The organism is Mycolicibacterium gadium, assembly GCF_010728925.1.
Lineage (GTDB): Bacteria > Actinomycetota > Actinomycetes > Mycobacteriales > Mycobacteriaceae > Mycobacterium > Mycobacterium gadium.
This window is the reverse complement of the sequence record NZ_AP022608.1, coordinates 4,085,727-4,108,836: the sequence shown is the minus strand read 5'-3', so window position 1 is coordinate 4,108,836 and position 23,110 is coordinate 4,085,727. Positions and strand designations below refer to the sequence as shown.

The 23,110-nt window shown below is 66.3% G+C and carries 20 protein-coding genes; 15 read left to right on the top strand and 5 right to left on the bottom strand.

Annotation, left to right across the window (positions count from 1 at the left end; genetic code table 11):
- Position 1: 1 nt before the first annotated feature.
- On the bottom strand, positions 2–865 hold the full coding sequence (locus G6N36_RS20265; protein WP_163688648.1) for an SDR family NAD(P)-dependent oxidoreductase: 864 nt from the start codon (positions 863–865) through the stop codon (positions 2–4).
- Between the two features lie 84 nt (positions 866–949).
- Between G6N36_RS20265 and G6N36_RS20260 the strand changes: the two genes are divergently transcribed.
- A complete protein-coding gene (locus tag G6N36_RS20260) occupies positions 950–2,071 on the top strand; it encodes an NAD(P)H-dependent amine dehydrogenase family protein (RefSeq protein WP_163688647.1) in 1,122 nt (373 codons plus the stop codon).
- Here G6N36_RS20260 and G6N36_RS20255 read toward each other — a convergent pair.
- Both G6N36_RS20255 and G6N36_RS20250 read right to left on the bottom strand, forming a co-directional pair.
- Positions 2,068–2,403 (bottom strand): hypothetical protein, encoded by a 336-nt coding sequence (locus tag G6N36_RS20255; protein WP_163688646.1) that lies wholly within the window; start codon positions 2,401–2,403, stop codon positions 2,068–2,070. The two genes, G6N36_RS20260 and G6N36_RS20255, sit on opposite strands and share 4 nt — an antisense overlap.
- Positions 2,400–3,974: an MBL fold metallo-hydrolase gene (locus tag G6N36_RS20250; protein WP_163688645.1), complete on the bottom strand. Its 1,575-nt coding sequence runs from the start codon at positions 3,972–3,974 to the stop codon at positions 2,400–2,402. Before G6N36_RS20250 ends, G6N36_RS20255 begins: the two co-directional genes overlap by 4 nt.
- Positions 3,975–4,084: 110 nt before the next feature.
- Between G6N36_RS20250 and G6N36_RS20245 the strand changes: the two genes are divergently transcribed.
- From G6N36_RS20245 to G6N36_RS20235, 3 genes are read left to right on the top strand one after another with little or no spacing between them, the layout of a single operon-like run.
- On the top strand, positions 4,085–4,870 hold the full coding sequence (locus tag G6N36_RS20245; protein WP_163688644.1) for a lysophospholipid acyltransferase family protein: 786 nt from the start codon (positions 4,085–4,087) through the stop codon (positions 4,868–4,870).
- A 4-nt stretch (positions 4,871–4,874) separates the two neighbouring features.
- On the top strand, positions 4,875–5,627 hold the full coding sequence (locus G6N36_RS20240) for a lysophospholipid acyltransferase family protein (protein ID WP_163688643.1): 753 nt from the start codon (positions 4,875–4,877) through the stop codon (positions 5,625–5,627).
- The gene (locus tag G6N36_RS20235; protein WP_163688642.1) at positions 5,624–6,448 is read left to right on the top strand and encodes an HAD family hydrolase; all 825 of its coding nucleotides are present in this window, start codon (positions 5,624–5,626) and stop codon (positions 6,446–6,448) included. Before G6N36_RS20240 ends, G6N36_RS20235 begins: the two co-directional genes overlap by 4 nt.
- Before the next feature lies 1 nt (position 6,449).
- On the opposite strand, the gene G6N36_RS20230 is transcribed toward G6N36_RS20235, so the two are convergent.
- Positions 6,450–8,051, bottom strand: a complete 1,602-nt coding sequence (locus G6N36_RS20230) for an N-acetylmuramoyl-L-alanine amidase (protein WP_276067656.1) — start codon at positions 8,049–8,051, stop codon at positions 6,450–6,452.
- A gap of 165 nt (positions 8,052–8,216) precedes the next feature.
- Positions 8,217–9,158 (bottom strand): hypothetical protein, encoded by a 942-nt coding sequence (locus G6N36_RS20225; RefSeq protein ID WP_163688640.1) that lies wholly within the window; start codon positions 9,156–9,158, stop codon positions 8,217–8,219.
- 170 nt (positions 9,159–9,328) lie between these two features.
- Between G6N36_RS20225 and glf the strand changes: the two genes are divergently transcribed.
- The 11 genes from glf (at position 9,329) to fadD32 (ending at position 23,098) form a co-directional block, all read left to right on the top strand.
- On the top strand, positions 9,329–10,576 hold the full coding sequence (gene glf, locus G6N36_RS20220) for a UDP-galactopyranose mutase (RefSeq protein ID WP_163688639.1): 1,248 nt from the start codon (positions 9,329–9,331) through the stop codon (positions 10,574–10,576).
- Entirely contained in the window at positions 10,573–12,534 is a 1,962-nt protein-coding gene (locus tag G6N36_RS20215; RefSeq protein ID WP_163688638.1) for a glycosyltransferase, read from the top strand. The genes glf and G6N36_RS20215 overlap by 4 nt, the downstream gene beginning before the upstream one ends.
- On the top strand, positions 12,527–13,048 hold the full coding sequence (locus tag G6N36_RS20210) for a phosphatase PAP2 family protein (protein WP_163688637.1): 522 nt from the start codon (positions 12,527–12,529) through the stop codon (positions 13,046–13,048). Before G6N36_RS20215 ends, G6N36_RS20210 begins: the two co-directional genes overlap by 8 nt.
- Positions 13,048–14,010: a decaprenyl-phosphate phosphoribosyltransferase gene (locus G6N36_RS20205; RefSeq protein WP_235690120.1), complete on the top strand. Its 963-nt coding sequence runs from the start codon at positions 13,048–13,050 to the stop codon at positions 14,008–14,010. The genes G6N36_RS20210 and G6N36_RS20205 overlap by 1 nt, the downstream gene beginning before the upstream one ends.
- Complete coding sequence (gene zomB / locus G6N36_RS20200) at positions 13,988–16,084, top strand: terminal beta-(1->2)-arabinofuranosyltransferase (RefSeq protein WP_372512294.1); 2,097 nt, start codon at positions 13,988–13,990, stop codon at positions 16,082–16,084. Before G6N36_RS20205 ends, zomB begins: the two co-directional genes overlap by 23 nt.
- Before the next feature lie 70 nt (positions 16,085–16,154).
- Complete coding sequence (locus tag G6N36_RS20195) at positions 16,155–17,150, top strand: alpha/beta hydrolase (protein WP_170311132.1); 996 nt, start codon at positions 16,155–16,157, stop codon at positions 17,148–17,150.
- A 129-nt stretch (positions 17,151–17,279) separates the two neighbouring features.
- The gene (locus G6N36_RS20190) at positions 17,280–18,365 is read left to right on the top strand and encodes an esterase family protein (RefSeq protein ID WP_163688636.1); all 1,086 of its coding nucleotides are present in this window, start codon (positions 17,280–17,282) and stop codon (positions 18,363–18,365) included.
- Positions 18,366–18,510: 145 nt separating this feature from the next.
- Positions 18,511–19,395 carry an alpha/beta hydrolase-fold protein gene (locus G6N36_RS20185; protein WP_083127802.1) on the top strand — a complete coding sequence of 295 codons (885 nt, stop codon included), beginning with the start codon at positions 18,511–18,513 and terminating at the stop codon, positions 19,393–19,395.
- Between the two features lie 82 nt (positions 19,396–19,477).
- Positions 19,478–19,969, top strand: coding sequence for a DUF732 domain-containing protein (locus G6N36_RS20180; RefSeq protein ID WP_163688635.1), 492 nt, complete (start codon positions 19,478–19,480; stop codon positions 19,967–19,969).
- 54 nt (positions 19,970–20,023) lie between these two features.
- Positions 20,024–21,034, top strand: a complete 1,011-nt coding sequence (culp6, locus tag G6N36_RS20175) for a carboxylesterase Culp6 (protein WP_163688634.1) — start codon at positions 20,024–20,026, stop codon at positions 21,032–21,034.
- Positions 21,035–21,208: 174 nt separating this feature from the next.
- Positions 21,209–23,098 (top strand): long-chain-fatty-acid--AMP ligase FadD32, encoded by a 1,890-nt coding sequence (gene fadD32, locus G6N36_RS20170; RefSeq protein WP_163688633.1) that lies wholly within the window; start codon positions 21,209–21,211, stop codon positions 23,096–23,098.
- The last annotated feature ends 12 nt before the right edge of the window (positions 23,099–23,110 follow it).

Below are 23,110 nucleotides of genomic sequence, written 5' to 3'. Positions count from 1 at the left end.
CTTACAACAGATCGGTGATGGTCTTGAGTCCAGCGTCGTACAGCACCCCGGGCAGCATCCCGCCGTCGATCTCGATCGTGGTTCCGTTGACGAAATCGGCTGTGCCGGAAGCGAGGAAGACGCAGGTGCGTCCGACTTCGGCCGGCTCTCCGCCGCGGCGCATCGGGACGTTGACGAAATATTCGGCCCCGGTGGGATCGTCCTTGGGCAGGACGAACGACCGGAAGTTCTCGGTGATCGTCGGTCCGAGGGCGACGCAGTTGACCCGGACCGCCGGACCCCATTCCTGAGCAAGTGAGCGGGTCATCTGGTTCAGCCCCGCCTTCGCGGCCCCGTAGGACACCAGGGTCGGCGATCCGGCGGGATGGCCGGCGCCGCTGGAGACGTTGATGATGCAGCCGGTTCCGTCCTGGGTCTTCATCTGCCGGTATGCCCGAATCGCGAACCAGAGCGGGCTGATGAGATTCATCTGAACGGCGAACGCGTGAAACAGAGCGCTGCGCTCGTAGTCGTCGTCGCTCGCCGGTGCGCCCTGGATACGCGACACCAGCGCCGGAACCTCGTCGACCGACGGCGACGGCACGGTGCCACCTGCGTTGTTGACCAGGATGTCCAGTCGGCCGAAGCGATCGACGACGCGCTGAACGAATGCGTCGATGGCCGTGTAATCGGCTTGGTCACAGACCATTTGGTCAGATCGCCGCGCCCAGTCGGAATTTTCCTGCGTACCCGGCATCGCGTCGAGTGCCGACCGTGAGCAGCCGATCACCGTGGCGCCGGCCCGCAGCAGCTCATGCGCGATACCTACCCCGACGCCGCGGCTGGTCCCGGTGACAATGGCCACCTTGCCATCGAGTTCGCCCACCTTCGTCTCCGTTCCTGACTTCGACCACGAAAAGACATTACAGATGTAATGTTTCTGCGCAAGAGCGAGTCGAGGGAGAAATCAATGGCGCAGCCATCGGACAAGAGGTACCGCGTCGCGGTATGGGCCACCGGCGGGGTCGGGCGCTACGCCATCCGGACGATCATGGACCGGCCCAACCTTGAACTCGCCGGTGCGTGGGTGCATTCGGAGGCCAAGGACGGCCAGGATGTCGGGGTGTTGGCCGGCCTCGATCCGGTCGGCGTCACTGCCACCCGCGACGTCGATGCGCTGCTGGCCTCGGGTGTGGATTGCGTGATGTACGCCGCGCCCGCCGGCCCCCGTCCGGCGGAGGCGCTCGCCGATTTCTGCCGCATCCTGTCGTCGGGTACCAACGTCGTCACCACATCGTTGCCCGGCCTCGTCTACGAAAAGGGTTCGCTCTCCCAGCGCTTTCTCGATCCGATCCGCGAAGCGACGACCGCCGGCCGCAGCTCGATCTTCTCGTCCGGCATCGAACCCGGCTTCGGCTGCGACCTCTTCCCGATTGCGCTGATGACGATGTCGCACAAGGTGTATGCGGTACGCGGTATCGAGATCACGAACTACTCGGAGTATCCCGTCGAGTGGGACGTCCGCGAGTTGTTCGGGTTCGGTCAGCCGCTCGACTATCAGGGCGGTTTGAAGCAGCCGGGGGTCCTGAGGTGGGGTTGGGGCGCGGCGATCACGATGGTCGCCGACGCACTCGGTGTCGAGTTCGACGCGATCCGTGAGACGTGTGAATTCCTTCCGACCCCGCGCGATCTGCATACCGCGTGCGGTCTCATCCCGGCAGGAACCGTCGGCGCCACGTACGCAAAGTGCATCGGGGTCGTCGATGGTGAGGAGGTCGTCAGCCTCGAGCATGTCGACCGGATGGCCGACGATCTGGCACCGGACTGGCCGACGGGTCGAACCGGAGCCACCGACGGTATCTGGCGGGTGCTCATCGACGGTGAGCCGTCGTTCGACGGGGAGTTCGAAGTGGGTCACCGCGACGGCGAAAGCGCAAGCGACCATGGACTACTCGCCACCGGCATGCGCGCGGTCAACGCGATTCCCTGGGTGTGCGAGGCCGCGCCGGGCATCGTTGACGCGCTGCACCTGCCCCTTACCTCGGCGATCGGCGCATTGCATCCACACCGCGACGGCGTGCCTGCGTTCTAGCGCTCCAGCAGTTCGTCGAGCTTGGCCAGGAATTCCGTCGGCCGCTGCGGTGTGAACGCCGGGTTGGTGCGCGCACCGGCCACGTCGAGGGTGACCAGCGTGGACTTGATCGGCCGCCAGACGTCCAGCGGCAGCCACCGGCTCAGGCTCGAGCTGCCCCAGAGTCGGAACCGCTCGTTGAGGAAGCTCAGCGATTCGGCCTTGTACCCGCGGACATTGCGCAGCGGGATGATCTTCGAGGTGCCCGACGGGAAGTGGTAGCGCCGCAGGGTGATTGCCTCGCGGTCCAGCAGGATGAGGCCGTCGTCGTAGTACTGGCGCGGTCCTGTCACGATTGCGCTCCCTGGCGGGCCGAGCGCAGCTCGTGGCCCTTGGTCGTCAGGCACCGGCCGTTCTCCAGATTCCACTGCCATCCGTGCAGGTTGCACGTCATTGTGGAGCCCTCGACCACGCCGAACTTCGACAGGTCGGCCTTCAGATGCGGACAACGTCGTTGAATCTCCCATCCGTCCAACGTGATCGACGCGGTGTCGTCGTGCGACTCGGCGAACCAGCCGTCGGCATAGGCGATGCGTTCGTCGGTCAGGCACTTGAAGAACGTGTAGAGGTACTCGTTGTAGCCACCCACACGCCACGCCGTGAACCTGGTGGACAGGAAGATGGTGTTGACCCAGTCGGGCTCGTCGTCCCGCAGCACCGTGCGTACGAGTTCCGGGGCGATGGCGAAGCCGTAGCGGAACTTCTCATCCGGAATCGGTTCGCGGACAGCCCGTTTCGGGAAGTCCAGCACCACGCATTCGTCGTGGCCGCCACCGCGAAGGCGCAGTTCCACCGGATAGCCGATGCCGTCGCAGATCTGGTCGCTCTGCAGCATGATCGGCTCGAAGAGCGCGCGCAGCGGCTCCAGCAACGGTTCGCCGGCCGCGGGGGCCCAGGTGGCCTTCTCCGCGGCCAGCACCGGTGCCATCCGTTCGGCGAAGTCGGCGATATAGGCAGCCTTGCCGGTGGTGAAGATGGCCTGCACCTCGTCGTCGGGTAGCGGGTGGGTAAGCGAATTCATCTGTGCGCCAGTGAAATCAGCTACCGTCCCGGGCATCATCAGCAGACCGCCGTGGTGGCCGTTGGCTCGCATCTGGTCCAGGAACACCACCTGGTCGGGAAAGATGTTGGCGGGATCGCCGTGATCGTCGTTGAGGTCGCGCAGCGCGGGGTCGAGGAAGCACGGCGGACCTGCAGACGGGATCACCCACGTCGCCCCGACCTGTGCGATGTATTGGCGGCTCCGGTCCATCTGCCGCTGCCGCTTCTGGGTGCCGAACGCCTCCTTGGCGCGGGCGGGCATGTCGTAGACCATCGGGTACCAGATGGCCCCGGAGTACTGCAGCATGTGGACGTCGACGGCGCCGAAGTCGGCGTGCACCACGTCGAGGTCCACCGGTCGGGCGTCGTTCATGTTGAAGCAGACCGTCTCGCCGTCGTCGAGCACCAGGCCGGAGTCTCCGATGGGGCCGTCGGCCGGGGCGCGCAGCGAGATGATCATCACATCGAGGTCGCCCCTGGGGCCGCTGACCCGGTGCTTGACCGAATCCGTCGTCTCGAAGAACCGGTGGAATCCGATCCTTTCGAGTTCGCGACGCAGGTCCGGCACCGGGAAGTCGGGCAGCAGTACCACCGCGTCCTTGTTGACGTGGGCACTCAGGTTCTTCGCGTCGAAGTGGTCGGCGTGCAGATGCGAGACGTACAGGTAGTCGCAGTCGCCGAGGGCATCCCAGTCCAGCTGGCTGTTGTCCGGGAACGGGAACCACGACGCGAAGTACGCCGGGTTGACCCACGGATCACACAAGACGCTTCCGGCGTTCGTATCTATCCGGAAGCCTGCGTGTCCGACGCTGGTGACCTGCACTGATGCCCTTTCCCGCTACCGCGTGTGCGGCATCAAGACTAGCCGGACGCAAACGGGCGCCGCAGATACACGGGTTCGGTGAGACGCGTCACGCGACTAGGCTGCCGTATGTGGAGCCGGTTTACGGAACAGTCATCCAATTCGCCAGGCTGCTCTGGCGCTTTCAGGGTCTGACGTTCACCGTCACCGGCGTCGAGCACCTGCCGGCCGAAGGCGGCGCGGTCATCGCCATCAACCACACCGGCTACCTGGACTTCACGTTCGCCGGCCTGCCCGCCTACCGGCAGAAGCGCGGCCGCAAGGTGCGATTCATGGCGAAGAAGGAAGTCTTCGACAACAAGATCACGGGCCCGATCATGCGCAGCCTGCGCCACATCGAGGTGGACCGCGACAGCGGTGCCGCGTCCTTCGACGAGGCCTGCCGCAAGCTCAAGGAAGGCGAGCTGGTGGGCGTCTACCCCGAGGCCACGATCAGCCGCAGCTTCGAGATCAAGGACTTCAAGTCCGGTGCGGCGCGCATGGCGATTGCCGCCGACGTGCCGATCATCCCGCACATCGTGTGGGGCGCCCAGCGCGTCTGGACCAAGGGGCACCCCAAGAACATGCGGCGGCCCAAGGTGCCGATCGCTGTGGCGGTGGGGGAGCCGATCTATCCGACGCTGCCGCCTGCCGAACTGACCGCGCTGCTGCATTCGCGGATGCAACATCTGCTCGAACGGGTCCAGGACGACTACGGGCCATACCCACCGGGTGAGTTCTGGGTTCCGCACCGCCTCGGTGGTGGAGCGCCGACGCTGGCCGAGGCCAACCGGATGGACGCCGAGGAGGCTGTCCAGAAAGCCCAGGCGAAGGCCGCCCGTCGCGCACAGGGGGACCCCACGGGAGCGCCGGAGTAGCGCGATGGAGCCGGTTTTCCGCATGCTCGAGATCGCCTGCACAGCGGGCGTCGCGGTTTCCGGGAGCCGCATCACCTTCCGCGGACTCGAGAACTACCCCAAACACGGTGGTGCGGTTGTCGCCATCAACCACACCAGCTATGTCGACTGGATGCCCGCGGCGCTGTCCGCCTACCAGGTGCGGCGCCGGCTGCGCTTCATGATCAAGTCGGAGATGCAGGAGGTGAGGGTCGTCAACTTCCTGATCAAGCACTCCGGCACCATCCCCGTCGACCGCAAGGCCGGTGCCGGTGCTTACGCGATCGCCGTCGAGCAGTTGCGGGCCGGCGAGCTCATCGCGGTCTACCCGGAGGCCACCATCAGCCGCAGCTTCGAGCTGAAGGACTTCAAGAGCGGGGCGGCGCGCATGGCGGTGGAGGCTCAGGTACCGATCATCCCGCTCATCGTCTGGGGTGCGCAGCGACGCTGGACGAAGGGCCATCCGCGCAAGCTGGGCCGCGCCAAGATTCCGATGACCGTCGAGGTCGGTACGCCGATACCACCGGCGGAGACCGTCGAGCAGACCGACACGGCGATGCGCAACGCGATGACCGACCTCCTCCACCAGGTGCAGGAATCCTACGAACACCCTCCCGGGGCGTACTGGGTGCCGCGGCGGCTGGGTGGCTCGGCTCCCACGATGGAGGAAGCGAAAGCGTTGGACGAGGCCGAATTGGCCGAGCGCGCCCGTAAGCAGGCTGAGCGGCAGTCTCGGTGACCCTGCCCCGCCTGGTTGCCTCCGATGTGGACGGCACGCTACTCACCGATGACGACGACGTCGACGCCATCTCCGACCGCACTCGCGCCGCGGTCCTGGCGGCCGTGGACTCCGGAACCCAGTTCGTGCTCGCGACGGGACGTCCGCCGCGCTGGATCTCACCGGTCGTCGATGCCCTGGGCTTCGCGCCAATGGCGGTGTGCGCCAACGGCGCTGTGATCTACGACCCGTCAACGGATCGCATCGTATCGGCGCGCACGCTGTCCGCCGACCTGCTCGGTGAGCTCGCCGAGATCGCGACCCGAGTCATTCCCGGCGCCGGCCTGGCCGTCGAGCGGGTGGGCCGCAGTGCCCACGACGCCGCCACGCCGCAGTTCGTCAGCTCGCCGGGTTACGAGCACGCGTGGCTGAACCCCGACAACACCGAGGTGTCGATCGACGACCTGCTGAGTGCGCCCGCGATCAAGCTGCTCATCCGCAAGGTGGGGGCACCCAGTGCGGACATGGCCGAGGTGTTGGCGAAACATGTTGGTCTGCAAGGCGATATCACCTATTCGACCAACAACGGTCTGATCGAGATCATGCCGCTTGGTATCAGCAAGGCGACCGGAATCGCCGAGGTGGCAGAACCATTGGGTATCACAGCCGAAGAGGTGGTCACTTTCGGCGATATGCCCAATGATGTGCCGATGCTGGCGTGGGCCGGGCTCGGGGTCGCGATGGGCAACGCGCATCCGGAAGCGCTCGCCGCGGCCGACGAGGTCACCGCGACGAACGCCGACGACGGGGTGGCGCGGGTGCTCGAGCGCTGGTGGTGGTGACTCAGGCGGGGCTGATGGGCGGCGTGAACCGCTCCAGCTGAATCGGAGTCTTGGCGGTATCGGCCTTGGGCAGTTCGGTGGGAACGCCGTCGATGACGCGGGTGACGGTGCCGTTCTGGCGGTCGAAGTTCAGCGTGCCGTGCTGGAAGTTCTGCACGATCCACTGCGGCTCCTGGATTTCGCCGCTCGTCGGCAGGCCCAGTGCGCCGCGCTCGAAGCCGAGTGCGCCCCACGCCTTGTAGATCTCGCCGGTGACCGGCTCGGCCCCGCTGGTCGGCGACCAGTAGATCGCGCCGCGCTCGAAGTTCGCGTATCGAGTCGGGCCCTCACCCGACGCCTCCGGCGACCGCGGTGCGCCGAGAGCACCGTTCGGGCCGCCCATCGACTCCCAGCGCATGAAGATCGCACCGCCGCGCAGCGTGTCCGCGAGATCGGCCGGACCCGGGGGCCTGTTGAATCGTGCTGCGATGTCCCGGATCTGGCCCATCGCGGCATACGCAGCACCGCCCGGGCATTCGGTGATGCCGACATCGCGGTGGGTGAAGATGGTCGGCAGCGTCGGGGTGGCGCCGAACGCGAACTTGGAGAACGAGCCGCCGGCAGAGGCGAGTATCACCGTGCCCTTGGGGTTGATGTGATCGAGGCCGAGGCGCCATCCGAGCAGTCGGCCCGTGTTCTCCAACTGAATCGGTGTCGGCGCCGCCTGGTCGAAGTTGCCCAGCATCGCCACACCCCAGGTGTCACGGTTGAAACCACCGGTGTGGGCGCCCTCCACGGGCTTGTCGATGCCGCCCGCGCGACCTTCAAAGACCTGGCCGTACTTGTCGACCATCGCGTTGTAGGCGATGTCGCACCAGCCCAACGTGCGAGTGTGGTACTCGTAAATCGACTGGATGATGCCGGCCGAATCCGCTGGCGCGTAGTCGTTACTGCCTGCGGTGTGGTGGACGATTCCGGCTCGGATCCCCTTGTCGTACACGGGGTTTCCGCATCGCATTCCCTCGTCGGCGCCCCACCCCGCGCGGTTGATGATCTGTGGCGGCGATCCCGGCGCCGTGACCGCCGAGGGCCGGGGCAACGTATCCACCGGCGCCTCCGGCGGGCTGATCAGCACCGCGTTGATGTTCTGGGGCAACGGTTGCTCGACGTTGGCAGGCACGTAGCCCAACTGAGGCCGATCGTCGGCGGGCTTGGGCGGCTTCGGCGCTTGCGGCGGCCGGGTGACCGCGATCTGCACCGTCGTCGTGCGGCCGACGAAGACCGGTTCTGTGCCGTCGGGGGCGCCGGGCGTCGGGGTGTCGGGTCCGAGGCCGTCCATGGCTTCCGCCTCGTACCAGGGGCCCCAGCTGCCGTCGGGTTTCTTGGCGCGGATCCGGGCCGAAGTGCCGGCGAGGTCACCTCCCTTCTCCGAGGTCAGCGCGACCAGTGAGAAGGGGGTGGCCTGGTGGATCTCCCGAATCGTCTCCCCGCCGCCGAGACCGGTCAGCGGCTGCTGGGCAAGCTGTGGAGCACGAGCTTGCGGGTCGTCATCGCCGACACCGGGGATTCCGTAGATCGCCATCGGAAGGACGACTGCCGTCGCCGCAACGGCGGTGAACAGCATCGACGGCAGCGGGCGGCGATACAGCACGGACTGATGTTACGTATGTGCCAGTTGTTACCAATGATTCGACACGCGCCGGCGCGTACCAATCTGGTGGCGAATCCACACGCAACGGCACCGCAGAGCCCGGGGGAAGGCTTCTGCGGTGCCGTTCGGTGACAGGTCTTAAGCGCCGGCGCCCGTCGAGGCTCCTGCCGCTGCGGCCGGGGCCGCCTCAGCCGCGGCCGCGGGGGCCGCACCTGCGACTGCCGGGGCACCCGCAGGCTTGACCGCCGACATGATCGCGGGCATCACCATGCCCTTGAGTAGGTCGATCGCCTGACCCGCGCCGAGCTGGTTGGCCATGCTCGACAGGTCGCCGATGATGCCGGTGCTGCCGCCGCCGGTGCTCGCCGGCATGGTCGCCAGCGACGGGTCACCCAGGATCGGGTACATGCCCGCGCCGGGATCCAGCCCGATCGGCGCCGAGATCGGTACCTCGCCGGGGGCGGGCAGGGCGCTGGTGGCGAGCGGTGCCAGCGCCGGATCGGTGAGCGACGCAGCGGGCGTGGTCAGGCCGCCCGCGTCAGCCGTCGGGCTGGTCAGACCCGGGCTGGACAGCGACGGACTCGTCAGTGCGGGGTTGGCCAGCGCCGGATCGGTCAACGACGGACCGGTCGCGGTGAGACCGGGGACGGTCGCACTCGGGACGTCAAGACCGGGTGTCGTCAGTCCCGGTGTGGTCAGTCCCGGTGTCGTCAGGCCCGGTGTGGTCAGACCCGGTGTCGTCAGCCCGGGCGTGGTGAGACCGGGCGTGGTGAGCGCAGGCGAGGTCAGGCCGGGTGAGGTCAGCGTCGTCGGCGTGCTCGCGCCGGTACCCGTCAGCACACCCGTGGGCATGGGCGGCAGGTTGATGCCGAACTGCGAGAGGCCCTGTGACAGCGCTGACATCAGTTCGTTGGGCAGGTCGGTGATCGTCGCGGCCTGGACGAACTCGCGCTTCTGGGGCTGCGGATCGATGCTCGCGGACAATTCGGATACGGCGACTACAGCGGCTGGACTCGCGACGGCCAGGGCGGCGACTGCGCTCATGGCTGTCGAGAGCCTGCGTCGACGTCGGTTCGGCACGGAAGTCTCCTCAATACATGGACTACGTCTGGCTAGGTATTCGTACGCGTTCGACGGTACTGGTGTGACTGGTGAGACTGAAGTGACGATACGGAATTGTGAGCCAATCTTGACCTGAGGGCTCTGTCGCAATTCGGGCGCACGGCGGCCGTCGGATACCCTTGCTGCCGATGACCAAGTCTTTTCCCCCGGTCGCTCCGCTCCTGCCCTCCGGAACCCGTTTCGACCTGATCGTTGTCGGTTCCGGATTCTTCGGCCTGACGGTCGCCGAGCGCGTGGCATCGCAGCTGAACAAGCGTGTGTTGGTGGTCGACCGCCGACCGCACATCGGCGGCAATGCCTACTCGGAAGCCGAACCGCAGACCGGCATCGAGATCCACAAGTACGGCGCGCACCTCTTCCACACCTCCAACAAGCGGGTGTGGGACTACGTGCGCCAGTTCACCGACTTCACCGGCTACCAGCACCGCGTCTTCGCCATGCACAACGGGCAGGCCTACCAGTTCCCCATGGGGTTGGGCCTGGTGTCGCAGTTCTTCGGCAAGTACTTCACGCCGGATCAGGCCCGCCAGCTGATCGCCGAGCAGGCCGCCGAGATCGAGACCGACGACGCGCAGAACCTCGAAGAGAAGGCCGTCTCGCTGATCGGCCGCCCGCTCTATGAGGCGTTCGTCAAGGGCTACACCGCCAAGCAGTGGCAGACCGACCCCCGGGAACTGCCCGCGGCCAACATCACCCGGCTGCCGGTGCGCTACACGTTCGACAACCGCTACTTCAACGACACCTACGAGGGCCTTCCTGTCGAGGGCTACACCGCGTGGCTGGAGAACATGGCGGCCGACGACCGCATCGAGGTGCGGCTGAACACCGACTGGTTCGACGTGCGCGACGAGCTTCGTAAAGAGTCCCCGTCGGCTCCGGTTGTCTATACCGGTCCGCTGGACCGGTACTTCGACTATGTAGAAGGCCGGCTGGGTTGGCGCACACTCGATTTCGAACTCGAGGTACTGAGCGACTGCGGGGATTACCAAGGCACCCCCGTCATGAACTACAACGACCTCGACGTGCCCTACACCCGGATCCACGAGTTCCGGCACTTCCATCCCGAGCGGAAGTATCCGGACGACAAGACCGTGATCATGCGGGAGTTCTCGCGCTTCGCCGATGACGACGACGAGCCGTACTACCCGATCAACACCGAGACCGATCGCTCCCTGCTCGCGGCCTACCGGGCGCGGGCCAAGGCCGAGACGGCCTCGGCGAAGGTGCTGTTCGGCGGACGCCTGGGCACCTATCAGTACCTCGACATGCACATGGCGATCGCCAGCGCATTGAATATGTACGACAACACGCTCGCGCCGCACCTGCGTGACGGCGCGCCCCTTGCCGAACCTGGCACAGAAAGCAGTAGCGCATGAGTGACATCCCGTCCGGCGCGCTCGACGCCGGAGACACCAAGGCGGTCAGCCTGTTGGCGCGCGTCATCCTGCCGCGCCCCGGCGAACCGCTCGACGTCCGCAAGCTCTACCTCGACGAGTCGGACACCAACGCCCGTCGCGCCCATGCGCAGACGCGCACCACTCTGGAGATCGGCGCGGAATCCGAGGTGTCCTTCGCGACGTACTTCAACGCCTTCCCGGCCAGCTATTGGCGGCGCTGGTCGACGCTGAAGTCGGTGGTGTTGCGCGTCGAGCTCACCGGCAGCGCGCGCGTCGACGTCTACCGCTCCAAGGCGACCGGCGCCAGGATCACGGTCGGCGGTGAACCGATCAGCAGCGGCGACTCCGGCGGTCCGGCCGCGGAATCCGATGTCGGCGCTCCCGCCTCCGTCGAGTTCGAGATCGATCTGTCGCCGTTCGAGGACGGCGGGTGGATCTGGTTCGACATCACCACCAATACCAACTCCACGCTGCACGGTGCGGGCTGGTACGCACCGGACGTCGCGCCGGGACGCGCCAACGTCGCCGTCGGAATCCCGACCTTCAACCGTCCGTCGGATTGCGTCAACGCACTGACCGCGCTGACGTCGGATCCGTTGGTGGACAAGGTGATCAGCGCGGTGATCGTGTCCGACCAGGGCACCAGTAAGGTCAAGGACCATCCGGGGTTCGACGCGGCCGCCGCCGCCCTGGGCAACCGGCTCTCGGTGCACAATCAGCCCAACCTCGGCGGATCCGGCGGATACAGCCGGGTGATGTACGAGGCGCTGAAGAACACCGACTGCGAACAGATCCTGTTCATGGACGACGACATCCGCGTCGAGCCCGACTCGATCCTGCGGGCGCTCGCGCTGAACCGGTTCGCGAAAGTCCCGACACTGGTCGGCGGCCAGATGCTCAACCTGCAGGAGCCCAGTCACCTGCATGTGATGGGCGAGATGGTCGACGCTGAGAACTTCATGTGGACCAACGCGGTCAACACCGAGTACGACCACAACTTCGCGAAGTACTCCCTCAGCGACGAAGAGGAACCCCGCAGCAGGCTGCTGCACCGTCGCATCGACGTCGACTACAACGGCTGGTGGATGTGCATGATCCCGCGCCAGGTCGCCGAGGAGCTAGGCCAGCCGTTACCGTTGTTCATCAAGTGGGACGACGCCGACTACGGCTTGCGGGCCGGCGAGCACGGCTATCCGACCGTCACGCTGCCCGGCGCCGCTATCTGGCACATGGCGTGGAGCGACAAGGACGACGCCATCGACTGGCAGGCGTACTTCCATCTGCGCAACCGGCTCGTGGTCGCGGCCATGCACTGGGACGGCAATGTCAGCGGGCTGATCGCCAGCCACTTCAAGGCGACGATCAAACATCTGATGTGCCTTGAGTATTCGACCGTGGCTATCCAGAACAAGGCCATGGACGACTTCCTCGCCGGGCCCGAGCACATCTTCTCGATCCTCGAATCCGCGCTGCCCGACGTGCGTGCGATGCGTCAGGAGTATCCCGACGCGGTGGTGCTGCCCAGCGCGACGGCTTTGCCGACGCCCTCGGACAAGAAGTGGCGCAAGAAGGTGACGATCCCGACCAACCCGCTGTCGATTTCGTACCGGCTGGCCCGCGGGGTGCTGCACCAACTCAAGCCGCACGACCCCGAGCACCATCGTCGTCCGCAGATCAACGTCGCCACCCAGGATGCCCGGTGGTTCTCGCTGAGCAGGGTCGACGGCGTCACCGTCACCACCGCCGACGGTCGCGGTGTCGTGTACCGGCAACGCGACCGCGCGAAGGCCGCTGAGCTGCTTCGCGAATCGCTGAAACGGCAGGCACAGCTCTCGCGCAAGTTCAATCGCATGCGCAGGGTGTACCGCGACGCGCTGCCGGTGCTCACGAGTAAGCAGAAGTGGGAGACCGTCCTGCTCCCGTCGGCCGATGGCTGAAAGTCCCCATGGCGAGGACGCCGTGCTGGTCGCCGTCCAGTCTGCGCTCGCCGATCGTCCCGGCGTGCTGCCTGCCGCGCGCGCCCTTTCGCACTTCGGCGAGCACAGCATCGGGTGGCTCGCGGTCGCCGCGCTCGGTGCGCTGCTGCGACCGGCACGGCGAAAAGCATTTCTTGCCGCTGGGGTGGGCGCGTTCGGAGCCCACGCGGCCGCCGTGGTGATCAAGCGCGTCGTGCGGCGCGAACGGCCCGACCACCCGGCGATCGCCGTTAACGTGGGCACTCCGAGCCGGCTGAGTTTCCCTTCGGCGCACGCGACGTCGACCACCGCGGCGTCGATCCTGTTGGGTCGGGCCACCGGCCTGCCGTTGCCTGCGATCCTGGTGCCACCAATGGCGTTGTCGCGGTTGGTGCTCGGTGTGCACTACCCGAGTGACGTGCTGACCGGCGTGGCGGTTGGGGCGGCCGTCGCGAAGGCGGTCACCATGGTCACAGAGCGGGCCGAAGGAGTCTGATGAGCATCTCGAGCGAGAGCAGTGCAGAGAGCACCCCGCAGGTGAATCACGAGCCGGTGCCCGAGAAGGGCCCACCGCGCAACCTCGTCACCGGAATCATCAAGGCACTCCGGCCGCGGCAGTGGGTCAAGAACGTCCTGGTGTTCGCCGCACCGGTGGCCGCACTCGGCGACGCGCGATACGCCTACGACTACCGCGAAGTCCTCGTTCAGGTGTTGTTGGCGTTCGTGGTCTTCAGTCTCGCCGCCTCGTGCGTGTACCTCGTCAACGACGCGAGGGACGTCGAGGCCGACCGGGCGCACCCGACCAAGCGGTTCCGCCCCATCGCCGCAGGCGTCGTTCCGGAGTGGTTGGCCTACACCCTGGCGGTGGCGCTCGGTGTGGCGTCGCTGGTGATCTCCTGGCTGGTGACGCCGAACCTGGCGCTGGTGATCGGGATCTACATCGTGATCCAGCTGGCGTACTGCTTCGGCCTCAAGCACCAGCCCGTGATCGACATCTGCATCGTCTCGTCGGGCTTTCTGATCCGCGCGATCGCCGGTGGCGTCGCCGCGGATGTGCCGCTGTCGCAATGGTTCCTGCTGATGATGGCCTTCGGCTCGCTGTTCATGGCGGCGGGTAAGCGCTACGCCGAACTCCAGCTCGCCGAGCGTACCGGGGCCAAGATTCGCAAGTCGCTGGAGAGCTACACCAGCTCTTACCTGCGCTTCGTGTGGACGTTGTCGGCGACGGCGCTGGTGCTGTGTTACGGCCTGTGGGCGTTCGAGCGCGACGACACCGGCGGCACCTCCTGGTTCGTGGTGTCGATGATCCCGTTCGTCATCGCGATCCTGCGGTACGCGGTCGACGTCGACGGGGGCATGGCCGGTGAGCCCGAGGAAATCGCGTTGAAGGACCGGGTTCTGCAGCTGCTGGCCCTGGCGTGGATCGGAACCATCGGTGCCGCCATCTTCCTCAGTTGACAAGTTGAGTTCCCCGGTTGCCGGCCGGAGCCGTTTCATGGACGGCCTCGGCGACCGCTTGTCGCGCGCGCCCGCCTTTCCCTACGACGTCACCGTGCGAATCAGCCTGTGGGTGAGCGTGATCGTCGTCGCGGGCCTGTTCGGTTGGGGCGCGTGGCAGCGGCGCTGGATCGCCGACGACGGCCTCATCGTCCTGCGGACCGTGCGAAACCTCTTGGCGGGCAACGGTCCGGTATTCAACGCCGGCGAGCGTGTCGAGGCGAACACGTCGACGGTGTGGACCTATCTGATTTATTTGGGCGCATGGGTCGGCGGACCTGTACAGCTGGAGTACGTGGCGCTGTACCTGGCGCTGACGCTCAGCGTGTTGGGTGTCGTGTTCATCATGCTGGGCACCGCGCGGCTGTACGCGCCGAGCCTGCGAGGTCGACGCGCGTTGATGCTCCCCGCGGGTGCGCTGGTCTACATCGCGGTTCCACCGGCCCGTGACTTCGCCACCTCCGGGCTGGAAAACGGTTTGGTGCTGGCATATCTCGGCTTGCTGTGGTGGATGATGGTGTGCTGGGCGCAGGCGCTGCGCGCACCCGGTCCTGCGAACGCGGCGCCGGTGTTCCGTGGCGGCCCACCGACCATTCGCAGGCAGCCGGTCGGACCGGCGGCGGACGCACGCACGGTCAGCGGGTTGTTCGACGGCGCACTCGCTTTCGTCGCAGGCATGAGTGTGCTGGTTCGGCCCGAGTTGGCGTTGATCGGCGGGCTGGCTCTGGTGATGATGCTGATCGCCGCGCGTGATTGGCGCCGCCGCGGGCTGATCGTGCTCGCGGGCGGTCTGGTACCCGTCGCCTACGAGATCTTCCGAATGGGCTACTACGGCTTGATTGTTCCCGGCACCGCACTGGCCAAGGACGCCTCCGGTTCCAAGTGGTCTCAGGGCTTCGTGTACCTGTCCAACTTCAACAATCCCTACCTGCTGTGGGCGCCCGCCGTCTTGCTGATCGGCTTGGCAGCCGTGGTGATGGTGACGCGCGGCCGCCCGTGGGGTATCCGTCATACGACGGCGCCCGGCCAGGGATGGCTGGCGCGGACGGTTCAGAGCCCGCAGGCCGTGGTGGCTTTCATGCTCGTGAGCGGATTGTTGCAGGCGCTCTACTGGATCCGCCAGGGCGGCGATTTCATGCACGGCCGAGTCCTGTTGACCCCGTTGTTCTGTCTGCTCGCGCCAATCTCGGTGATTCCGTTGGTGCTGCCCGATGGGCGCCGAATGGCCCGTGGCGCAGGCTATTTGTTCGTCGGGGCCACGAGCCTGCTGTGGGTGTCGATCGTCGGATGGTCGCTGTGGGTGGCCAATTCGAGCGGCATGGGACCTGACGCGACCCGCGTGACCTACAGCGGCATCGTCGACGAACGTCGGTTCTATGCCCAGGCCACGGGCAACGCGCATCCGCTGACCGCGGCCGACTACCTGGATTATCCCCGCATGCGTGCGGTGATGACCGCGATCGAGAACACACCCGACGGCGCCCTGCTGCTGCCGTCCGGCAACTACGACCAGTGGGACGTCGTGCCCGCCATCCCGCCACCTCCGGACGCACCACCGGACGTCAAGGGTCGAACCGGCCCGCACACAGTGTTTTTCACGAATCTCGGCATGCTCGGAATGAACGTCGGACTGGATGTCCGGGTGATCGACCAGATCGGATTGGCCAACCCGCTTGCCGCGCACACCGCTCGTCTGGAAGACGGCCGCATCGGTCACGACAAGAATCTGTTCCCTGACTGGGCGGTGGCCGAGGGTCCGTTCCTCAAGACCCGCCCCTTCATTCCGTCCTATATCGACGAGGACTGGATCGCGCAGGCCGAGGCCGCGCTGGAGTGCCCGGCGACCGACGCGATGCTCAACGCCATCAGGGGCGAGATGGGGCCTCGCCGGTTCCTGTCGAATCTGATGCACGCGTATTCGTTGACTCAGTATCGGATTGATCGGGTGCCGCTCTACGAGCTGCAGCGCTGCGGGCTGGAGGTACCGGAGCCGACGCGCGAGCCGTACACCGGGATGCCGGCTACCGGGCCCTAACCGCGGGTAACGCGACGAGCGACTCGGGCGATACACAAGCGCATTGGAACTGGCGCTTGATTCACGAAGGATGGTACGACCTGTGCGAACCTGGCTTCGCCGTGCGATCGCGGTGGTCGCCGCGGTCCTGACGATGCCGATGATCGCGGTTGTGTCCAATGTCACACCGCCCGCGGGCGCGTTCTCTCGCGAGGGGCTGCCCGTCGAATACCTCGACGTGTACTCGACGGCGATGGGCCGCAACATCCGGGTGCAATTCCAGCCCGCGACGGGGGCGCCGATGACCGGTCCCTCGAAGGCCGTCTATCTGCTCGACGGCATGCGTGCGCGCGACGACTACAACGGCTGGGACATCGAAACCCCGGCTTTTGAATGGTTTTTGGACTCCGGTGTCGCGACAGTGATGCCGGTAGGCGGGCAGTCCAGTTTTTACACCGACTGGTATTCGCCGTCGAGCTTCAACAATCAGGCCTTCACCTATAAGTGGGAGACCTTTCTCACCAGTGAGCTCCCGTCGTGGCTGGCGGCCAACAAACAGATCTCCCCGACCGGCAACGGCGTCGTCGGGCTGTCGATGTCGGGTGGTCCCGCCCTGATCCTGTCCGCGTACCACCCGGCGCAATTCCGTTATGCCGCATCACTTTCTGCCTTTCTGAACCCGTCGGCCCTGTTCATGCAGCAGGCGATCCGTGTCGCGATGCTCGATGCGGGCGGTTTCAACGTCGACAACATGTGGGGCGCGCCGTGGGACAGCGCTTGGAAGCGCAACGACCCGATCAAACAGGTCTCTCGCATCGTCGCCAACGGCACGCGGCTGTGGGTTTACTGTGCACCCGGCGGCACGACCCCGCTCGACGTGAACGCGGATCCGAATCAGGCGTTCAACGCGAATAGCCTTGAAACGATGGCTCTCAAGAGCAATTTGGACTTCCAAAAGGCCTACGTAGCGGCCGGGGGAGCCAACGCCACTTTCCAGTTTCCGCCGGCGGGAAATCACGCGTGGCCGTACTGGGGAGCGCAGCTGCAAGCGCTGCGACCAGACCTGATCGCAACCCTCAAAGGCTGAGGAGCGACCAGGGACGATACACGCCGAATAGAGGTACCACAGCAAGTTGTGGTTGACTGCACGAGCAACGCGGCGGGGTCCGTCGGACAAGTTCCGCGTGCGGCATACGACAGATGGGATAGATGAAGCATGAAGTTCGTTGGCAAGATCCGTGGCGCGTGGGTGCGCCGGCTCGCGGCTGTGGCGATGGCCGCAGCAGTGTTGCCCGCCCTCGTCAGCGCCGTCGGAGGCTCGGCGACTGCGGGCGCTTTCTCTCGTCCGGGTCTGCCGGTCGAGTACCTTATGGTTCCGTCCGCAGGGATGGGCCGTGACATCAAAGTTCAGTTCCAAAACGGTGGGCCGAACGCGCCTGGCGTCTACTTGCTAGACGGCCTTCGCGCCCGCGACGACTTCAACGGCTGGGACATCGAGACCGCTGCCTTCGAGTGGTACGTCGATTCCGGCCTCGCGGTGATCATGCCGGTCGGCGGACAGTCCAGCTTCTACAGCGACTGGTACAGCCCGGCCTGCGGTAAGGCTGGCTGCTCCACCTACAAGTGGGAGACGTTCCTCACGCAGGAGCTGCCGTCCTACCTGGCCGCGAACAAGGGTGTGAACCCGAACCGCAATGCGGCAGTCGGTCTGTCGATGGCCGGTTCGGCCGCGCTGACGCTGGCGATCTACTACCCGCAGCAGTTCCAGTACGCGGCCTCGCTGTCTGGCTTCCTGAACCTTTCCGAAGGTTGGTGGCCGATGCTGGTCAACATGTCGATGGGCGACGCGGGCGGTTACGACGCCGACGACATGTGGGGCAAGACCGAAGATCCGGGCAATGCGTGGGAGCGCAACGACCCGATGGTCAACATCGACCGGCTGGTCGCCAATGGCACCCGCATCTGGGTGTTCTGCGGTAACGGCAAGCCCGCCGATATCAATGGCACCGGCATGCCGGCCGGCGACAACTTCAACGCGGAGTTCCTCGAGAAGTTCACCCTGCGGACGAACAAGACGTTCCAGGAGAACTACATCGCCGCCGGTGGTAAGAACGGCGTGTTCAACTTCCCGGAGTCCGGTACTCACAGCTGGGAGTACTGGGGTCAGCAGCTCAACCAGATGAAGCCCGACATCCAGCGCGTGCTGGGCGCCGTGCCGCAGCCGAGCACTCCCGTCGGGGACGCTGCCCCGGCCGAGGGCGCGACTGAGGCTCAGCCGGCGTCGGCTCAATCCGGCGGATAATTGACCGCTTCGTCGGAAACGACATGACTGGCGGCGGCGATCCTTCGGGGTCGCCGCCGTCGGCCATTTCCGGGGCATCGCGTCGTGCAGGTGTGGTTGACTGCTCGCGCGGGGACTGCGAGACGAACGTGGAATGGGGCTGTTGATGCATGTCGTGATTCGGACGTTGTTGACCGTGGTGCTGGCTGCCGGCCTTTGGGGTGCCGGCACGACAATGGCACCGTCTGCCAAGGCCGACGTCGAAATGCTGATGGTCCCGTCGGCGGCAATGGGCCGCGATATCCCCGTCGCATTCTCCGGCGGCGGACCGCACGCCGTCGTCCTGCTCGACGCCTTCAACGCGGCCCCCGACGTCAGCAACTGGGTGACGGCGGGTAACGCGATGGCCACCCTCGGCGGGCAGGGCATCTCGGTCGCCGCACCCGCCAGCGGCGCCTGGAGCATGTACACCAACTGGGAGCAGGACGGCAGCAAGCAGTGGGAGACATTCCTGGCGACCGAGCTGCCGAACTGGCTGGCGGCCAACAAGGGCCTCGCACCCGGCGGGCACGGCATCGTCGGGGCGTCCCAGGGTGGCTACGGCGCGATGGCGATGGCGACCTTCCACCCGGACCGGTACCGCTTCGCGGGATCGCTGTCCGGTTTCCTGGCTCCTGAGCGCACCGGCGTCGACGGCGCCATCACCGCCGGCCTGCAGCAGTTCGGCGGTGTCGACATCCGCAACATGTGGGGCTTGCCACAGCTGGGCCGGTGGAAATGGCATTCACCGAACGTCCACGTGCAACTGCTTTCGGACAACAACACCCGGCTGTGGGTGTACAGCCCGACCACCGGTGGCTGCGACGTGCCCGCGATGATCGGCTACTGCGATATCGCGGCGGGCACCAACAAGGAGTTCTACCAGCACTATCGTTCGGTCGGCGGCAAGAACGGCCACTTCGACTTCCCGGCCAGCGGCGGCAATGACTGGGGCGCCTGGAGCGGGCAGCTGGCCGCGATGTCCGGCGACCTGGTCGCCACCATCAGGTAGCGCGTATCCGCTAGGCAGCAACCGAGTGCGGCACACCCTGAGCTCTCAGTTTCCTCTGTGTTTCAGCCGGTACCTTGGAAACGTGCAGCTTTCGGTACGGCGGCGGGTCGCTTCGACCGGATGGTTGGCAACTTCAGCGACAACGCTGCTGGTGGCGTCGGTCCCCGCGTTGATGACCGGGTGCTCGGGCAACGACGTGATGGCCACCATCGGCATGCCGACCTCCGAAACGGAAACCGCGCACGGTGACGCCGGCGTGGCGCCGCCGGGACCCCTCCAGGCGGGCGGACAGTCCAGCGCTGTGGTCGTGACGGCGAAGCAACGCGAATACCTCGACGCGCTCACCGCCGCAGGCGTGCAGCCGTCGAGCAATCTGGCCGCCCTGTCGATCGGGTCGTATGTCTGTCAGGCCAGGGCCGCAAAACAGAACGACCACGCGGTGTGGGACTTCGTGCGGCCGGTGGTGCGCGGCGAGGTCGACGGCGACGGCCTGTCGTCTGCTGCGCCGTCGGCGGCCGACATCGACACCGCGACCGCCGAGTACATTCGCATCGCGACCGAGCGACTCTGCTAGTAGTCGCCAACGGCGCACACCAATCCACAGCACGCTAGGAGTAACAGGGAACCCATGTCCAAGACCACTCGGCGCAAACGTCACCGCATTCTGGGGCTCGTCGCGGCGGTGGCGGTCTCGCTCGTGGTGGTACTGGTCGTGGTGCTGGTCTGGGTGTGGCAGCGATCGCCGGAGTCCCCAGTCCCGGGCGCACAGCCGCCGACATCGGTTCCCGGTGGCATTCCGCCGACGGGCAGGAAGCCGCGGCCCGAATTCCAGGACGCCAGCTGCCCCGACGTGCAGATGATCTCGGTCCCCGGTACCTGGGAGTCGTCGCCTCAGCTCGACCCGTTCAACCCGACGCAGTTCCCCATCGCGCTGCTCCTCAACGTCACCAACCCGCTGCGTCAGCAGTTCGACGCGAGCCGGCTGGAGATCTACACGGTTCCCTACACCGCGCAGTTCCACAATCCGTTCGCCGCGGACAACCAGATGTCCTACGACCAGAGCCGCGCCGAGGGCTTCGACGCGGCGGTGCGGGCCATGACGGATATGAACAATCGCTGCCCGTTGACCAGTTACGTGCTGGTCGGCTTCTCGCAGGGTGCGGTGATCGCCGGTGACATCGCCAGTGATGTCGGCAACGGCCGCGGCCCGGTCGACGAGGATCTGGTGCTCGGGGTGGCACTGATCGCCGACGGTCGTCGTCAGCCCGGCGTCGGTCAGGACGTCGGCCCCAACGCGCCGGGCCAGGGTGCGGAGATCACCCTGGACGAGGTCCCGATGCTGGGTGAGCTGGGTCTGGACATGACCGGTCCCCGTTCCGGCGGTTTCGGGATGCTCAACAACCGCGTCTATGAGATCTGCGCCGCGGGCGACCTGATTTGTTCGGCGCCCGAGTCGGCCTTCAACATCACCCAGTTGCCGCGGACGCTCGAGGTGCTCAGCGGCGGCGCCGGCCAGCCGATCCACGCGATGTACAACACGCCGCAATTCTGGAATCTCGATGGTGCCTCTGCCCCGCAGTGGACACTGGGTTGGGCGCAGAGTGTGATCGATAACGCCCCGCGCCCAAAACATGGCTGACCTGTAACCGCGGAGATTTGGACTGCGTCCACCGGTCGCCTAACATTAAGAGAAAACTAAGAGCGGTGAGGGACGCGAAGCCGAAACGCGCAGGGTAGGGACCCACGCAGCGGCGCGCCCGTCCATATTGAGTGCTAGCGGCTTCAAAAACGAGGCTTCGACAGGAGAGTGAGAATGGGGTTTCACAACCCGTTCCTGAAAGACGGACTGATCAAGTTCCCCGACAACGGCAGCTTGGTCAAGCACGTCGAGAAGTGGGCGAAGGTTCGCGGTGACAAGCTCGCCTACCGGTTCCTCGACTACTCGGTCGAACGCGACGGTGTGGCGCGGGAGCTGAACTGGGCCGACTTCGGCGCCCGAAATCGGGCCGTGGCCGCGCGCCTGCAGCAGGTGACCGAGCCCGGCGACCGGGTCGCGATCCTCAGTCCGCAGAACCTCGACTACGTCGTCGCGATGTTCGGCGCGCTTTATTCGGGCCGCATCGCCGTACCGCTGTTCGATCCTTCCGAACCGGGCCATGTCGGCCGACTTCACGCCGTGCTCGACGACTGCCAGCCCTCGGCGATCCTCACCACGACCGAGGCCGCCGAAGGGGTGCGCAAGTTCTTCCGCACCCGGCCGGCCAACCAGCGTCCCCGCGTCATCGCGGTCGACGCGGTGCCCGCCGAGGTCGGCGCCACCTGGCAGCCTGTCGACGTCGAAGCCGACACCATCGCGTACCTGCAATACACCTCGGGGTCGACACGAATCCCCACCGGCGTGCAGATCACCCACCTGAACCTGGCCACCAACGTCGTGCAGGTCATCGAGGCACTCGACGGCGAGGAGGGTGACCGCGGCCTGTCCTGGTTGCCGTTCTTCCACGACATGGGGTTGATCACGGCGTTGTTGGCGCCGATGATCGGGCACTACTTCACCTTCATGACCCCGGCTGCGTTCGTCCGCAGGCCCGGTCGCTGGATCCGCGAGATGTCGCGCAAGCCCGACGACACCGGCGGTGTCATCTCGGTGGCTCCGAACTTCGCGTTCGATCACGCCGCCGCGCGCGGGTTGCCCAAGGACGACGAACCACCGCTGGATCTGTCCGTCGTCAAGTGCATCCTCAACGGCAGCGAGCCGATCTCGGCGGCCACCGTGCGCAGGTTCAACGAAGCGTTCGCGCCGCACGGGTTCAAGCCGCAGGCCATCAAGCCGTCCTACGGGCTGGCCGAAGCCACGCTGTTCGTGTCGACCACCCCGATGGGCGATCATCCGAAGATCATCTCCGTCGACCGGGACGCCTTGAACACCGGCACGTTCGTCGAGGTCCCCGACGATGCGCCCAGCGCCGTCGCGCAGGCGGGCGCGGGCAAGGTCGGTATCGCCGAGTGGGCCGTCATCGTCGATGCGGATTCGGCCACCGAGCTGCCCGACGGCCAGATCGGTGAGGTCTGGATCAGCGGCCAGAACATGGGCACCGGTTACTGGGGTAAGCCCGAGGAGACCATCGCCACCTTCCAGAACATCCTCAAGTCGCGCACCAACCCGTCACATGCCGAGGGCGCGACGGACGACGCTACCTGGGTGCGTACGGGCGACCTCGGTGCCTACCACGACGGCGAGCTCTACATCACCGGCCGCACCAAGGATCTGGTGATCGTCGATGGCCGTAACCACTATCCGCAGGACCTCGAGTACTCCGCGCAGGAGGCCACCAAGGCGCTGCGGGTCGGGTATGTGGCGGCGTTCTCGGTGCCCGCCAACCAGCTGCCCGACGAGGTGTTCCAGAACGCCCACGCCGGTATCAAGCGTGATCCCGAGGACACCTCAGAGCAGCTGGTCATCGTGGGCGAGCGCGCCCCAGGTGCGCACAAGCTCGACATGGGCCCGATCGTCGACGACATCCGCGCCGCCATCGCGGTCCGCCATGGCGTCACGGTGCGCGACGTCCTGCTCACCGCGGCGGGCGCGATTCCGCGTACCTCGAGCGGCAAGATCGGCCGGCGGGCCTGCCGCGCGGCGTACCTGGACGGAAGTCTGCGGTCGGGCAAGATCGCCAACGATTTCCCCGACGAAAAAGACTGAAGACTGATCTCC

What these genes read in the sequence shown, in the direction of transcription:
- G6N36_RS20260 (WP_163688647.1), top strand. Translation starts at nt 950, where the DNA reads ATGGCGCAGCCATCGGACAAGAGGTACCGCGTCGCGGTATGGGCCACC.
- G6N36_RS20240 (WP_163688643.1), top strand. Translation starts at nt 4,875, where the DNA reads ATGGAGCCGGTTTTCCGCATGCTCGAGATCGCCTGCACAGCGGGCGTC.
- G6N36_RS20230 (WP_276067656.1), bottom strand. Translation starts at nt 8,051, where the DNA reads ATGCTGTTCACCGCCGTTGCGGCGACGGCAGTCGTCCTTCCGATGGCG.
- glf (WP_163688639.1), top strand. Translation starts at nt 9,329, where the DNA reads ATGACCAAGTCTTTTCCCCCGGTCGCTCCGCTCCTGCCCTCCGGAACC.
- G6N36_RS20215 (WP_163688638.1), top strand. Translation starts at nt 10,573, where the DNA reads ATGAGTGACATCCCGTCCGGCGCGCTCGACGCCGGAGACACCAAGGCG.
- G6N36_RS20210 (WP_163688637.1), top strand. Translation starts at nt 12,527, where the DNA reads ATGGCTGAAAGTCCCCATGGCGAGGACGCCGTGCTGGTCGCCGTCCAG.
- G6N36_RS20205 (WP_235690120.1), top strand. Translation starts at nt 13,048, where the DNA reads ATGAGCATCTCGAGCGAGAGCAGTGCAGAGAGCACCCCGCAGGTGAAT.
- G6N36_RS20195 (WP_170311132.1), top strand. Translation starts at nt 16,155, where the DNA reads ATGGTACGACCTGTGCGAACCTGGCTTCGCCGTGCGATCGCGGTGGTC.
- G6N36_RS20190 (WP_163688636.1), top strand. Translation starts at nt 17,280, where the DNA reads ATGAAGTTCGTTGGCAAGATCCGTGGCGCGTGGGTGCGCCGGCTCGCG.
- G6N36_RS20185 (WP_083127802.1), top strand. Translation starts at nt 18,511, where the DNA reads ATGCATGTCGTGATTCGGACGTTGTTGACCGTGGTGCTGGCTGCCGGC.
- culp6 (WP_163688634.1), top strand. Translation starts at nt 20,024, where the DNA reads ATGTCCAAGACCACTCGGCGCAAACGTCACCGCATTCTGGGGCTCGTC.
- fadD32 (WP_163688633.1), top strand. Translation starts at nt 21,209, where the DNA reads ATGGGGTTTCACAACCCGTTCCTGAAAGACGGACTGATCAAGTTCCCC.